This is a genomic window from Pseudomonas sp. LS.1a (assembly GCF_022533585.1).
Taxonomy (GTDB): Bacteria; Pseudomonadota; Gammaproteobacteria; order Pseudomonadales; family Pseudomonadaceae; genus Aquipseudomonas.
This window is the reverse complement of sequence record NZ_CP092827.1, coordinates 1,159,086-1,173,189: the sequence shown is the minus strand read 5'-3', so window position 1 is coordinate 1,173,189 and position 14,104 is coordinate 1,159,086. Positions and strand designations below refer to the sequence as shown.

At 64.0% G+C, this 14,104-nt stretch carries 13 protein-coding genes; 7 read left to right on the top strand and 6 right to left on the bottom strand.

Annotated features, from left to right (window positions below; genetic code table 11):
• Window positions 1-33: 33 nt before the first annotated feature.
• Genes MKK04_RS05425 through MKK04_RS05410 form a run of 4 tightly spaced genes read left to right on the top strand, consistent with a single transcriptional unit; the run spans window position 34 to window position 4,216 of the window.
• A complete protein-coding gene (locus tag MKK04_RS05425) occupies window positions 34-1,065 on the top strand; it encodes an ABC transporter ATP-binding protein (RefSeq protein WP_063911467.1) in 1,032 nt (343 codons plus the stop codon).
• Window position 1,066: 1 nt separating this feature from the next.
• Entirely contained in the window at window positions 1,067-1,978 is a 912-nt protein-coding gene (locus MKK04_RS05420; protein WP_241106324.1) for an ABC transporter permease, read from the top strand.
• Complete coding sequence (locus MKK04_RS05415) at window positions 1,968-2,774, top strand: ABC transporter permease (RefSeq protein ID WP_063911465.1); 807 nt, start codon at window positions 1,968-1,970, stop codon at window positions 2,772-2,774. Before MKK04_RS05420 ends, MKK04_RS05415 begins: the two co-directional genes overlap by 11 nt.
• Window positions 2,775-2,791: 17 nt before the next feature.
• The gene (locus tag MKK04_RS05410) at window positions 2,792-4,216 is read left to right on the top strand and encodes a gamma-aminobutyraldehyde dehydrogenase (RefSeq protein WP_241106323.1); all 1,425 of its coding nucleotides are present in this window, start codon (window positions 2,792-2,794) and stop codon (window positions 4,214-4,216) included.
• 479 nt (window positions 4,217-4,695) lie between these two features.
• Here the strand turns inward: MKK04_RS05410 and MKK04_RS05405 are convergent, their stop codons facing one another.
• Window positions 4,696-5,802: an NADH:flavin oxidoreductase/NADH oxidase gene (locus MKK04_RS05405; RefSeq protein ID WP_207829520.1), complete on the bottom strand. Its 1,107-nt coding sequence runs from the start codon at window positions 5,800-5,802 to the stop codon at window positions 4,696-4,698.
• A gap of 558 nt (window positions 5,803-6,360) precedes the next feature.
• Here MKK04_RS05405 and MKK04_RS05400 point away from each other — a divergent pair.
• Entirely contained in the window at window positions 6,361-6,624 is a 264-nt protein-coding gene (locus MKK04_RS05400; protein WP_003258594.1) for a DUF3077 domain-containing protein, read from the top strand.
• Between the two features lie 318 nt (window positions 6,625-6,942).
• Here the strand turns inward: MKK04_RS05400 and recJ are convergent, their stop codons facing one another.
• Together recJ and MKK04_RS05390 are read right to left on the bottom strand one after the other, a co-directional pair.
• Window positions 6,943-8,652 (bottom strand): single-stranded-DNA-specific exonuclease RecJ, encoded by a 1,710-nt coding sequence (gene recJ, locus MKK04_RS05395; RefSeq protein WP_233693918.1) that lies wholly within the window; start codon window positions 8,650-8,652, stop codon window positions 6,943-6,945.
• A gap of 8 nt (window positions 8,653-8,660) precedes the next feature.
• Window positions 8,661-9,203, bottom strand: a complete 543-nt coding sequence (locus tag MKK04_RS05390) for a YaeQ family protein (protein WP_013971198.1) — start codon at window positions 9,201-9,203, stop codon at window positions 8,661-8,663.
• A 132-nt stretch (window positions 9,204-9,335) separates the two neighbouring features.
• Here MKK04_RS05390 and MKK04_RS05385 point away from each other — a divergent pair, with 132 nt between their 5' ends.
• A complete protein-coding gene (locus MKK04_RS05385) occupies window positions 9,336-10,535 on the top strand; it encodes a CaiB/BaiF CoA transferase family protein (RefSeq protein ID WP_063911461.1) in 1,200 nt (399 codons plus the stop codon).
• 20 nt (window positions 10,536-10,555) lie between these two features.
• Window positions 10,556-11,428 carry a TIGR02285 family protein gene (locus tag MKK04_RS05380; protein WP_241106322.1) on the top strand — a complete coding sequence of 291 codons (873 nt, stop codon included), beginning with the start codon at window positions 10,556-10,558 and terminating at the stop codon, window positions 11,426-11,428.
• Window positions 11,429-11,683: 255 nt separating this feature from the next.
• Here MKK04_RS05380 and MKK04_RS05375 read toward each other — a convergent pair whose 3' ends face one another.
• The 3 genes from MKK04_RS05375 to thrC all read right to left on the bottom strand — a co-directional run bounded on the left by MKK04_RS05375 (window position 11,684) and on the right by thrC (window position 14,093).
• Complete coding sequence (locus tag MKK04_RS05375) at window positions 11,684-11,965, bottom strand: DUF3509 domain-containing protein (protein WP_063911459.1); 282 nt, start codon at window positions 11,963-11,965, stop codon at window positions 11,684-11,686.
• Between the two features lie 79 nt (window positions 11,966-12,044).
• On the bottom strand, window positions 12,045-12,464 hold the full coding sequence (locus MKK04_RS05370; protein WP_207829529.1) for a response regulator transcription factor: 420 nt from the start codon (window positions 12,462-12,464) through the stop codon (window positions 12,045-12,047).
• Between the two features lie 219 nt (window positions 12,465-12,683).
• Window positions 12,684-14,093, bottom strand: coding sequence for a threonine synthase (gene thrC / locus MKK04_RS05365; protein ID WP_063911457.1), 1,410 nt, complete (start codon window positions 14,091-14,093; stop codon window positions 12,684-12,686).
• Between the last annotated feature and the right edge of the window lie 11 nt (window positions 14,094-14,104).

Here is a 14,104-nt window from a genome sequence, read left to right as displayed (position 1 = left end):
CACAGGAGTAAGCCAGTTGTCCGGAGCCCATGCATGCCCCTAGCCGTCCAGTTCACCCAGGTTTCCCGCACTTTCGGCGAGGTCAAGGCCGTCGACCAGGTCAGCATCGACATCATCGATGGCGAATTCTTCTCCATGCTCGGCCCCTCTGGCTCGGGCAAGACCACCTGCCTGCGCCTGATCGCCGGCTTCGAGCAACCCACCAGCGGTTCGATCCGCATCCACGGCGTCGAAGCCGCCGGCGTGCCGCCCTACCAGCGCGACGTCAACACCGTATTCCAGGACTATGCACTGTTCCCGCACATGAACGTACTGGACAACATCGCCTACGGCCTGAAGGTAAAAGGCGTGGCCAAGGCCGAACGCCACAGCCGCGCCGAAGAAGCCCTGGCCATGGTGGCCCTGGCCGGCTACGGCGCGCGCAAGCCGGCGCAGCTGTCCGGCGGCCAACGCCAACGCGTGGCCCTGGCCCGCGCACTGGTCAACCGGCCACGGGTCCTGCTGCTGGACGAGCCGCTGGGCGCGCTGGACCTGAAGCTGCGCGAACAGATGCAGGGCGAGCTGAAAAAGCTGCAGCGCCAGCTGGGTATCACCTTCATTTTCGTCACCCATGACCAGACGGAGGCGCTGTCGATGTCCGACCGGGTGGCGGTGTTCAACCGTGGCCGCATCGAGCAGGTCGACACCCCGCGCAATCTGTACATGCAACCGGCCACCCCCTTCGTTGCCGAATTCGTCGGCACCTCCAACGTTGTGCGCGGCGAACTGGCCACGCTGCTCAATGGCAGCCCGGCGCCCTTCTCCATCCGCCCCGAACACATCCGTCTCGGCGACCCGGCCACAGCCGGTCAGCATGTCCAGGTCAGCGGCCTGCTGCACGATATCCAGTACCAGGGCAGTGCCACTCGCTACGAGCTGCAACTGGACAGCGGCCAGCTACTGGCGGTGAGCCAGGCCAACGACCGCTGGCAGGCGCAGGCACAGGCCTGGCAACCCGGGCAACGGGTACAGGCACACTGGCCCCGTGAAGCCATGACGGTGCTGCGGGAAACCGAGGGCCGCTGACATGAGCACACTGCGCGGCCTGTCCAACCTGCTGTACCGGCGCCCCAACCTGTACCTGGCCCTGCTGCTGATACCGCCGCTGACCTGGTTCGGCGCGATCTACCTGGGCTCGCTGCTGAACCTGCTGTGGCAGGGTTTCTATACCTTCGACGACTTCACCATGGCGGTAACCCCGGACCTGACCCTGGGCAATTTCGCCGCGCTGTTCAACCCGTCGAACTTCGACATCATCCTGCGCACCCTGGGCATGGCACTGGCGGTGTCGCTGGCCAGTGCGGTACTGGCCTTCCCCATCGCCTACTACATGGCGCGCTACACCAGCGGCAAGACCAAGGCGTTTTTCTACATCGCGGTGATGATGCCGATGTGGGCCAGCTACATCGTCAAGACCTACGCCTGGACCCTGCTGCTGGCCAAGGGCGGCGTGGCCCAGTGGTTCGTCCAGCAGCTGCACCTGGATGCCCTGCTGCAAACGGTGCTGGCGCTGCCGGGCGTTGGCGGCAGCACGCTGTCGACTTCACACCTGGGGCGCTTCATGGTGTTCGTGTACATCTGGCTGCCGTTCATGATCCTGCCGATCCAGGCCTCGCTGGAGCGCTTGCCGCCGTCGCTGTTGCAGGCCTCGGCAGACCTCGGCGCGCGGCCCAGGCAAACCTTCGTGCAAGTGATCCTGCCGCTGTCGATCCCGGGCATTGCCGCCGGCTCGATCTTTACCTTCTCGCTGACCCTGGGCGACTTCATCGTGCCGCAGCTGGTCGGCCCGCCCGGTTACTTCATCGGGAGCATGGTCTATGCCCAGCAAGGGGCGATCGGCAACATGCCGATGGCCGCCGCGTTCACCCTGGTGCCGATCGTGCTGATCGCGGCGTACCTTTCCATCGTCAAGCGCCTGGGGGCCTTCGATGCACTCTGAAAAAGCCTCGACCGGGCTGCGCCTGGCGGCCTGGGGCGGGTTGCTGTTCCTGCACTTCCCGATCCTGATCATCTTCCTGTATGCCTTCAACACCGAAGACGCAGCGTTCAGCTTCCCGCCCAAGGGCTTTACCCTGAAGTGGTTCGCCGTGGCCTTCGCCCGGCCCGATGTGCTGGAGGCGATCAAGCTGTCGCTGCAGGTGGCCTGCCTGGCCACGCTGATCGCCCTGGTGCTCGGCACGCTGGCCTCGGCGGCGCTGTACCGGCGCAGCTTTTTCGGCAAGGAGAGCATTTCGCTGATGCTGATCCTGCCCATCGCCCTGCCCGGTATCATCACCGGCATCGCCCTGCTCTCGGCGTTCAAGACCTTAGGGATAGAGCCCGGCCTGTTCACCATCGTGGTCGGCCACGCCACGTTCTGCGTGGTGATCGTCTACAACAACGTGATCGCCCGCCTGCGGCGTACTTCGCAGAGCCTGATCGAAGCCTCGATGGACCTGGGCGCCGACGGCTGGCAGACCTTCCGCTACATCATCCTGCCCAACCTCGGCTCGGCGCTGCTGGCCGGCGGCATGCTGGCCTTTGCCCTGTCGTTCGACGAAATCATCGTCACCACCTTCACCGCCGGCCACGAACGCACCCTGCCGATCTGGCTGCTCAACCAGCTCAGCCGCCCGCGCGACGTGCCGGTGACCAACGTGGTCGCCATGCTGGTGATGCTGGTGACCATGCTGCCAATCCTTGGCGCCTATTACCTGACCCGTGGCGGCGAAAGCGTCGCGGGCAGTGGCAAATGACCCTGGAGGAGTCCCCGATGCAAACGCAGATGCTGATCAATGGCCAGCTGGTCGCTGGCCAAGGCCCGGCCTGGACCGTGCTCAACCCGGCGCTGGGCACTGCCCTGGCGCAAATCAACGAAGCCAGCGAAGCCCAGGTGGACAGCGCCGTGAGCGCTGCCGACCAGGCCTTCGACAGCTGGTCGCAAACCAGCCCCAAGGACCGCTCGCAAGCCTTGCTGGCGCTAGCCGACACAATCGAAGCCCATGGCGATGAACTGGCCCGGCTGGAATCGCAGAACTGCGGCAAGCCGCTGAGCGCCGCGCTGAATGACGAGATCCCGGCAATTGCCGACGTGTTCCGCTACTTTGCCGGTGCAGCACGCTGCCTGGGCGGCTCGGCAGCCGGCGAGTACCTGCCGGGCCACACATCGATGATCCGCCGTGACCCGCTGGGCGTGGTGGCCTCGATCGCGCCGTGGAACTACCCGTTGATGATGCTGGCGTGGAAGATCGCCCCGGCCCTGGCTGCCGGCAACACGGTGGTGATCAAGCCCTCCGAGTTGACCCCGCTGACCGCCCTGCGCCTTGGCGAACTGGCCCAGGACCTGCTGCCACCGGGGGTGCTGAACATCCTCTTCGGCCGTGGCCAGACGGTCGGCAACCCGCTGGTAAACCACCCCAAGGTGCGCATGGTGTCGCTGACCGGCTCGATCCCCACCGGCGCGCACATCATCAGCGCCACCGCCGACAGCGTAAAACGCATGCACATGGAACTGGGCGGCAAGGCCCCGGTGCTGGTGTTCGACGATGCCGACATCGACGCGGCCATCGACGGCATCCGTACCTTCGGCTTTTACAACGCCGGCCAGGACTGCACCGCGGCCTGTCGGCTGTATGTGCAGGATGGCATCTACGAGCGTTTCGTCGAACGCCTGGGGGCCGCAGTGGCCAGCCTCAAGCCGGGCCTGCAGGAAGCCGAGGACACCGAACTGGGGCCACTGATCAGCGCCCAGCACCGCGACAAGGTCGCGGGCCTTGTGCAACGCGCGGTTACCCAGCCGCACATTCGCCTGGTGACGGGTGGCAAGGCGATTGATGGCGACGGTTTCTTCTTCGAGCCGACGGTGCTGGCCGATGCGCTGCAGGATGACGAAATCGTGCGCAATGAAGTGTTCGGCCCGGTGGTGTCGGTGACCCGCTTCAGCGACGAAGCGCAGGCGCTGGAATGGGCCAACGACTCCAACTACGGCCTGGCCTCATCGGTCTGGACCCGCGACACCGGCCGCGCCCACCGCCTGGCGGCGCGCCTGCAGTATGGCTGCACATGGGTGAACACCCACTTCATGCTGGTCAGCGAAATGCCCCATGGCGGGCAGAAGCATTCGGGGTATGGCAAGGACATGTCGATGTATGGGCTGGAGGACTACACCTGTGTGCGGCATGTGATGATCAAGCATTAAGGGTAAAGCCTGGGTTGAGACCGGCACCTCAGCCCAGGAGCTTTCCTGCAATCGGTTCGGCCCATTCCTAATGCCACATCCTTTAGCTTGTAGTCATCGAAACTGGATTATCACGAGGCTGGATGACATGGAATATCGAGGGCAACGAGCAAAGGTGAAATACAGCAAGGAAGACCATTCATGGGTCGGGCACCTTTGCACAACTTGCGATATCGTCGGGTTTCACGCTCGGTCGCGCAGGCTATTGCCTGCCGCGTTCAAAGAGGCAGTGGACGACTATTTGGAAGTAAATAGAAAAGGAGTAAGTATCAACGCCTGACTTTGCGCGACCTCTGTGGGAGCGGGTTTACCCGCGAACACCGGCGAAGCCGGTGCCATACACCGAGTCGCCTTCTTCGCGGGCATGCCCGCTCCCACAGATACCGCACCGCATTCAAAGGCGGTGCAATACCGTGTAGGAGCGTAATGCTTGGGTCAGGTCAATCCCGCAAGTCCGACTCGTGAATCGGGTTGGCCCGGCTGGTGGCGCGCTGGTATTGCGCAGGCCAAGTAGCTTTGTTGCCGCCCAGGTCGTCGTCAGCATGCAGCGGCCAGTACGGGTCGCGCAGCAGTTCGCGGGCGAGGAAGATGATGTCGGCCTGGCCGGTGCGCAGGATGTGCTCGGCCTGGGCCGGTTCGGTGATCATGCCCACGGTGCCGGTGGCAATTTCCGATTCCTTGCGCACACGCTCGGCGAAGCGGGTCTGGTAGCCGGGCCCTGTGGGGATTTCGGCATTGACCGAGGTGCCGCCGGAGGACACGTCGATCAGGTCGACGCCCAAGCCACGCAGGCGGCGGGCCAGTTCGACGGTTTCATCCGGGTTCCAGCCGTCCTCGACCCAGTCGGTCGCCGATACCCGCACGAACAGCGGTAACTCGGCAGGCCAGACCTTGCGCACAGCCTCGACCACCTGCAGGGTCAGGCGGATACGGTTTTCGAAACTGCTGCCGTACTCGTCGCGACGCTGGTTGCTCAACGGTGACAGGAACTGGTGCAACAGGTAGCCATGGGCGGCGTGGATCTCGACCACCTTGAAACCGGCCTTCAGGGCACGCTCGGTCGAAGCGACGAAGGCGGCGATCACATCCTGGATTTCGTCATGGGTCAGCTCGCGTGGCGGTGTGTGTTGCGGATCGAAGGCGATCTTCGACGGCCCTACCGGCTGCCAGCCGCCCTCCTCGAGCTTGACGCTGCCTTGCTTGCCCAGCCACGGGCGATAGGTGCTGGCCTTGCGCCCGGCGTGAGCCAGCTGGATACCGGGCACGCCCCCCTGGGCGGTGATGAAACGGGTGATGCGTTGCAGCGGGGCGATCTGAGCGTCATTCCACAGGCCGAGGTCTTCGGCGGTAATGCGACCATCGGCAGTCACCGCCACGGCTTCAGTGATTACCAGGCCCGCGCCACCCACGGCGCGGCTGCCCAGATGAACAAGGTGCCAGTCGTTGGCCAGGCCATCGACGGCGGAATACTGGCACATCGGCGAAACGGCGATACGGTTGGGCAGGGTCAGCTGACGCAGGGTGTAAGGCTCGAGCAGCAGGCTCATGAGGGCACCTCCCAAGGACTCCAATGGTGATCCGGCCCGGACACTCAATTGCACGTCCCTGGCCTAGGTCCGGTCATAACTTCAGACTAGACCAGAATGGTTGGGGGGGAGGTTCAATGGGATTTGATAGAGGTTGAGCGGCTCTGCGTTACCTGCTCAATGTCTGATCAGAGTTTCAGATATTCCTTACGGCCCAGATCTGGTGAAGCCTAGGCTGAGGAAATACCCTACAAGTCCTGTCGACTCGCGTCTGATTGTGACTGGAATCCTGACTCTCTAGCCTTTGCTGGTCGCTGGTACTCAGCGGCCGGGGGTGGAATCCCGATCAATTACCGAGTAGCTGTCGTCATGGCAGTTGTGCGCGGAAGGCCGCAAAGCCTACCGGGTTTACTCGTAGCCTGGATTCCACACCGCGTACAACTGCCACCCTTCGTGTGGAATCGGAGAGGCGGTCAATCAGCAACCATACGAGTGATTGATATGAAAAAGACAGTCCCTGATCCACCCCTCATTTCTTCTCCTCCGACAAAACGCTCAGAAAGATCAGGAGAGGGATCAATGAACACAGACGACACCCAATTCACCGTCGGCAAGACCACTTTCTTTCAAGGTGAAAACCAGACCCACCCATTATTTCGCATCGAAGCGGGCATTCCGTGCCGAGACGCCCGTGATCAGGCTTCGGAACTGATGGGCTATGTACGGGAGTTGACCATCGTCGGGCTGATGGATGAGAAACCCATGATGATCTGGGCTGCGCACTATCTCAGTGCGATGGCCAAGGCGCTGATGGATGATGCCGAGTTAGGTATGGCGCGCTGAGTTTGCTGTGCTCATCGATCGCACATGGGGCACATTGGCCAGCTCGCCGCAGAGCCTTGTGGGAGCGGGTTTACCCGCGAAGAATGCGACTTGGTGCATGGCACCGGCTTCGCCGGTGTTCGCGGGTAAACCCGCTCCCACAGGTACAGTGCAAGCCTTGAGACCGCCGCAGGCCCTGTGGGAGCGGGCATGCCCGCGAAGCAGGCGACGCGGTGCATGGCACCGGCTGCGCCGGTGTTCGCGGGTAAACCCGCTCCCACAGGGATATCACAAGGCCTGAAGGCAATGAGGTACCTGTGGGAGCTACGGTACTTGCAGTCAGCGCGGCTCCATGTGGGCAATCATCAGCTGCACACTTTCATTACCACGAAACTCGTTCACATCCAGCTTGTACGCCAACTCGACCCAACGCACCGTAGGATTCGGCCACACTTCGCGGTCGACGCCGAAAGCGATGCCATCCAGCCGCACCGAACCGCACTCGCTCTTGAGCACCACCTTCAGGTGCCGCTCGCCCACCACACGCTGCTCCACCAGCTGGAACACGCCATGAAACAGCGGCTCGGGAAAGTGCTGCCCCCAGGGCCCGGCATGGCGCAGGGCCTTGGCCAGGTCGAGGTGGAACTCCTCCACCGCCAGGCTGCCATCGGACAACAGGCGCCCAGTCAGGTCCTCTTCACGCAGCTGGCGTCGCACTTCTTCGTCGAACGCCTCGGCAAATGCCGGGAAATTGGCTTCAGGCAACGACAAGCCCGCCGCCATGGCGTGGCCGCCGAACTTGCTGATCAGTTGCGGATGACGCGCCGCCACGGCGTCCAGGGCATCACGAATGTGAAACCCCGGCACCGAGCGCGCCGACCCTTTGAGCATCCCCTCGCCAGCGTCGGCGAAAGCGATGGTCGGCCGGTGGTAACGCTCCTTCAGGCGCGACGCCAGAATACCGATCACCCCCTGGTGCCAGTCGGCATCGAACAGGCACAGGCCATATGGCATCGACTCGACCGGCAGGTCCTTGAGCTGCGCCAGGGCCTCGCGCTGCATGCCCTGTTCGATGGACTTGCGGTCCTGGTTCAGGTCGTCCAGTTGCCGGGCCATGTCCTGGGCCAGGGCCGCGTCTTCACACAGCAGGCATTCGATGCCCAGGCTCATGTCGTCCAGGCGTCCGGCAGCGTTCAGCCGTGGGCCGAGGATGAAACCGAGGTCGGTCGAGGTGATGCGCCGGTGATCGCGACGGGCCACTTCCAGAATGGCCTTGAGCCCCGGCCGGGCGCGGCCGGCGCGAATGCGTTCGAGGCCCTGGTGCACCAGGATGCGGTTGTTGGCGTCCAATGGCACCACGTCCGCGACGCTGCCCAGGGCTACCAGGTCGAGCAATTCGCCGATGTTCGGCTGCGGCTGCGTTTCGTAGCGCCCCAGGCCGCGCAGGCGCGCACGCAGGGCCATCAGCACATAGAAGATCACCCCTACCCCGGCCAGCGCCTTGCTCGGGAAACTGCAGCCCGGCTGGTTGGGGTTGATGATGGCGTCGGCGTCGGGCAACTCCGCGCCCGGCAGGTGGTGGTCGGTGACCAGCACCTTGAGCCCGGCGGCCTTGGCGGCTGCCACACCGTCGACGCTGGAAATGCCGTTGTCCACGGTGATCAGCAGCTGCGGCTGGCGTTGCAGCGCCACCTCGACGATTTCCGGGGTCAGGCCGTAACCGTATTCGAAGCGGTTGGGCACAAGGTAGTCGACGTGGGTCGCGCCCAGCAGGCGCAGGCCCAGCACGCCGACAGTACTGGCAGTGGCGCCGTCGGCATCGAAGTCGCCGACGATGAGGATGCGCTGGCGCTGGTCGATAGCCTCGACCAGCAGATCCACGCCGGCCTCGATGCCCTTGAGCTGCTGGTACGGCAGCAGGCGCGCGAGGCTTTTGTCCAGCTCGGCCTCGCTTTGCACGCCGCGCGCGGCGTACAGGCGGGTCAGCAAGGGTGGCAGGTTACCCAGGAATGGCAGGGTCGGCGGCAGCGGGCGAGGTTCGATACGCATGGGGGGCTTCAGCCACGCTCACCCAGCAGCCACTCCAGCTGCACTTCGTGCTGGCCACGGTCGTCGGTGACGAACAAGGTGCCTTCGCTGATCATCACGTCCCACTTGATGGTACGGGGCATGTCGGTGGCGAGGGTTTCCAGCACCTCCTGCGGCACGGCAGCGATGCTCAGGTTCTTCAGGCCCTTGACCGCATCTACCACCTTGTTCTGCCATACACGCAGGCTGCCGTAGGCCAGCAGGCTGGTGCGCTCGGTGCGGCGCGAGCACCAGGTCAGCCGGTCGGCGTCCGGCTGGCCCACTTCAATCCAGTGCAGGATGCGATCGTCCAGGCTTTTTTCCCAGAGCGCCGCTTCGTCCACATCGGACAGGCCACGGCCGAACGACAGGTTTTCGTTGTACCACAGGGCGTAGGCCAGCAGGCGCACAGCCATGCGTTCTTCGGTTTCCGAAGGGTGGCGGGCGATAGTCTGACGGACGTTTTCGTACACGCCGCGGTCGAGGTCGGTCAGGTTCAGTTCGAATTTATAGGTGGTGGACGGCTGGGCCATGGTCGACGGGCTTCTTGCGCAAAGAAAAGTGGCACAGTCTAACCGATACTGCCCTTCGTTGCCCCGCAGCAGTATCTGCCGCTTCGGACCTATGATAAAACCACGCATCTGCCCAGCTGCCACGGATGCCCCATGACTACGCCCAGCAAACCCCTCGCCGGCCTCAAAGTTGTCGAACTCGGCACCCTCATCGCTGGCCCGTTCGCCTCGCGCATCTGTGCCGAATTCGGCGCCGAGGTGGTCAAGGTCGAATCGCCCGATGGCGGCGACCCGTTGCGCAAATGGCGCAAGCTGTATGAGGGCACCTCGCTGTGGTGGTTCGTGCAGGCCCGCAACAAGCAGTCACTTACCCTCAACCTCAAGCACCCCGAGGGTCGCGAGATTCTCAAGCGCCTGCTGGCCGAGGCCGACATCCTGATCGAGAACTTCCGCCCGGGCGTGCTGGAAAAGCTCGGCCTGGGCTGGGATGTGCTGCACGCGCTCAACCCGCGCCTGGTTATGGTGCGCCTGTCAGGCTTCGGCCAGACCGGGCCGATGAAGGACCAGCCGGGCTTCGGCGCCGTGGGTGAGTCGATGGGCGGCCTGCGCTACATCACCGGTTTCGACGACCGCCCACCGGTGCGCACGGGCATTTCCATCGGTGACTCGATTGCTGCCCTGTGGGGGGTGATCGGCGCACTGATGGCGCTGCGGCACCGGGAAGTCAACGGCGGCCAGGGCCAGGTGGTGGACGTGGCCCTGTACGAAGCGATCTTCGCCATGATGGAAAGCATGGTCCCGGAGTTCGATGTGTTCGGCTTTATCCGCGAACGCACCGGCAACATCATGCCGGGCATCACGCCCTCCTCCATCCACACCAGCGCCGACGGCAAGCATGTGCAGATCGGCGCCAACGGCGATGCGATCTTCAAGCGCTTCATGCAGGCCATTGGCCGCACCGACCTGGCCGACGACCCGACCCTGGCCACCAACGATGGCCGCGACCTGCGCCGTGACGAGCTGTACGGGGTCATCGACCGCTGGGCCAACAGCCTGCCGCTGGAGCAACTGATGCAGGTGCTGAATACCGCCGAAGTGCCGGCCAGCCGCATCTATTCGGCCGAGGACATGTTCAACGACCCGCAGTACCTGGCACGCGAAATGTTCCTGCAGGCCAAACTGCCGGACGGCAAGCCGTTCCGCATGCCAGGCATCGTGCCCAAGCTGTCGGACACCCCCGGCTCCACCGAGTGGGTCGGCCCGGCGCTGGGCGAACACACCGAGGCGCTGCTCGGCAGCCTGGGCTACGACGCGGCGGCCATCGCCAGCCTGCGCGCAGCAGGCACGGTCTGAACCTGGCACTGCCCTGGTCCATGCGCGCTGCCCGTTGCCTACGTCACCTGATCCTGCTGTGCGGGCTGCTGCCCGCATTGCTGCAGCCTGCAAGCGCCAAGGAGCGCATCTTCTGGCTGGTGCGTGACCTGCCGCCGTTCACCATTTTCGAAGGGCCGGGAAAAGGCCAAGGGGTGATCGACCAGCTGTTGCCCCTGCTGATCGGGCAGATGCCCGAGTACGACCACAGCATCGTGCGGATCAACCGCGCCCGCGGTATCCAGATGCTGCAGGACCCGAAGAGCTTCACCTGCGACCCGACCCTGCTGTGGACACCGGAGCGCGCCGAGTATGTGCGGTTTTCCATGCCCTCCCTGGGCGTGCTCAGTGGCGGCCTGGTGCTGCGCAAGGACAGCGAGACGCTGGTGGCTCCTTACCTCGACGGCCAGGAGGTAGACCTGCATGGCCTGCTGAGCAAGACCCCGCTGAAGCTGGGGGTTGTCGCCGAGCGCAGCTACGGCACGCAGATCGACGCCATCCTGCGCCAGTTACCCGACACCGCGCTCAGTCGCCACTACGGCAACGACGCCACCGCCAACCTGCTGCAGATGCAACAGCTGGGGCGCCTGCGCATGGTGCTCGGCTACTGGCCTGAAGTGCGCTACCTGGTCGAGCAGCAAGGCGGAACACTGGCCGACTACCGGTTTCATCCTGTACAGGGAGTGAACCACTACCAGTTTCTGCATGTAGGCTGTTCGAACAGTGAGCTGGGGCGTGAGGCGATTGCGCACATCGACCAGCTGCTGCCTGCCCTGCGCCGGGATGTGTTGCCGGGGCTGTATGCACGCTGGCTGGACCCGGCGCTGCAGGAAGACTACCTGGAAGAGAGCAAGCGCTTCTTCGAAGGCCATTGATCCCCTCTGTTCCGGCCCTATCGCCAGCAAGCCAGCTCCTGCCTCGACCGCACCAACCTCAAGCCATGTGCAGTACCTGTGGAGCTGGCTTGCCGGCGATAGTACCGGTGTAGGCAACACAAAAAAAAATAAACCCCGGGCGCTGGGGAAACACGCCCGGGGCCAAGCGAAAGCCCTTGGGGGCTTCCCGTGACAGCCCTGCCAGCGCCGGAGCAAAGCACTGGCTGACTGCCCTTGCTACTTCTGAAAAGCCACTCAGGCAAAGGTTCCATGGGGTTGCTGGCGTTGCTGCAGCGCCGCGATCACGCAGGGTTGCAAACGCCCTTCGGCGATCTGCAGGTCACGGTGCAGGCCATCCACCAGATCGATCAACAGGCGTTGCTCCTGCAACTGGCGCTCGCTGACCGTGCGCCGCAAGGTGATACCGGTGAGGCGGTCGTGAACGGTCAATTGGCGATTACCCTGGGCATCGGCGACGCCGAAGTGGGTCTGATAGGGGGTCAGGGCTTCGTTGAGCAGTCTGCAGATTCTTTCCATCCGGATCACTCGCTGCGTGGTGGGATATAGAGGAACTGACCAACAGACGCAGCGGAAAGTTCGTTACACCGCGGCTGCTTCAGTGAGCATGCTGGGCGGACGTGACAGTTTGAATACGCCGCCAGGTGCTTACCTGCACTGCTTGCAGGGCACGCTGCAGGCGTGGCATCGACAGCGGCCAGGGCAGCTCGGCGAGCACCCACAGCCCGCGGCTTCTGGCCTCTTGGGCAAGGTTGCGGCGCCTGGGAGCAGCCTGGCCGACAAACAGCAAAGCGCGTGTTCGGTGCTGCTGTTCGAGCACGGCAAGCCCGGCCCGGGTTGGCATGGCGTGGTCAAGGATCAGCAGGTCGGGGCGGCGATCCGCGCTCAGGCAGGCGTCGAGGTCTGCGCTGGTTTCGCTGATGCGCACATGGAACATGCCCTGGGCGTTGAGGGCCTGGTGCAGGAGGATCTGGTGGGATGGGCGAGCCTGGTGGATCAACACGTAGGGCTGGTGCATGAGCCGCTCCTGATGGGAGGACCGGCTAATTTAGACTTTGCCCTGGGCGGCCTGAATAGGATGTTTCTGATGGAGCAGTGGGAAGATTCAGAGAATTAGGGCTGCTCCGCAGCCCATCGCCGGCAAGCCAGCTCCTACCCCGACCGCATAGTCCCAGGGTAAGGGCAATCCCTGTGGGAGCTGGCTTGCCGGCGATGGGCCGCAGAGCGGCCCCAATGTTTACAGCGGTTTGCCGCGGTTACCATGCTGGCTGACAAAGCCCTGCACAGCCTTCAGGTCATTGGCCAGCACCGTGCAACGCTCTTCACGGCTGAACAGGTCGCTGAGGTGCGCCGGCAGCTCCAGTGCCTTGCCCACACCGGCCTTCTCCACCGCTTCCGGGAACTTGACCGGGTGCGCGGTACCCAGCACCACCATCGGCGTGTCCAGGCTGCGGCGGCACTCGCGGGCGGCCTTGACGCCGATCGCGGTGTGCGGGTCGAGGACTTCACCGGTGGCTGCGAACACTTCGGCAATGGTTTCGCAGGTCTGCTCGTCGTTCACTGCCAGCGAGTCGAACAGCTTGCGCGCTTCGGTCCAGCGGTCTTGCTCGACGCTGAAACCGCCACCTTGCTTGAAGTTGGCCATCAGCTCGGCAATGGCGCCACCGTTGCGGCCGTGCAGGTCGAACAGCAGGCGCTCGAAGTTGGACGAGACCATGATGTCCATCGACGGCGACAGGGTCGCGTGCAGGGTTTCCTTGACGTACTGGTTGCCGCTCATGAAGCGGTGCAGGATGTCGTTGCGGTTGGTGGCGACGATCAGCTGGCTGACCGGCAGGCCCATGTTACGTGCCAGGTAGCCGGCAAAGATGTCGCCGAAGTTGCCGGTCGGTACCGAGAACGCCACGGAACGCGCTGGGCCACCCAGCTGCAGGGCAGCGTGGAAGTAGTAGACGATCTGGGCCATGATCCGCGCCCAGTTGATCGAGTTGACCGCAACCAGGCGGGTGCCCTTGAGGAACGACTGGTCGGCGAAGCTGGCCTTGACCATTTCCTGGCAGTCGTCGAAGTTGCCTTCGATGGCGATGTTGTGGATGTTGTCACCGAAGATGGTGGTCATCTGCCGGCGCTGCACTTCCGACACGCGCTGGTGCGGGTGCAGGATGAAGATGTCGACGTTGTCGCAACGGCGGCAGCCTTCGATGGCGGCGGAACCGGTGTCACCGCTGGTGGCACCGATGATCACCACGCGCTCGTTGCGCTTGGCCAGCACGTGGTCGAGCAGGCGGCCGAGCAGTTGCAGGGCGAAGTCCTTGAACGCCAGGGTCGGGCCGTGGAACAGCTCCAGCACCCACTCGTTGCTGTTCAGCTGACGCAGCGGGGCAACGGCGGCGTGAGCGAACTCGCCGTAGGTTTCTTCGAGGATCTTCTTGAAGTCGGCGTCGGCGATGCTGCCTTCGACGAACGGGCGCATCACCCGGAAAGCCAGTTCGTGGTACGGCAGGCCGGCCCACGAGGCGATTTCTTCCTGGGTGAAACGTGGCAGGTTTTCCGGGACGTACAGGCCGCCGTCACTGGCCAGGCCAGCCAGCAGGACGTCTTCGAAATTCAGGGCCGGTGCCTGGCCGCGGGTACTGATATAGCGCATGGGTGCAAACC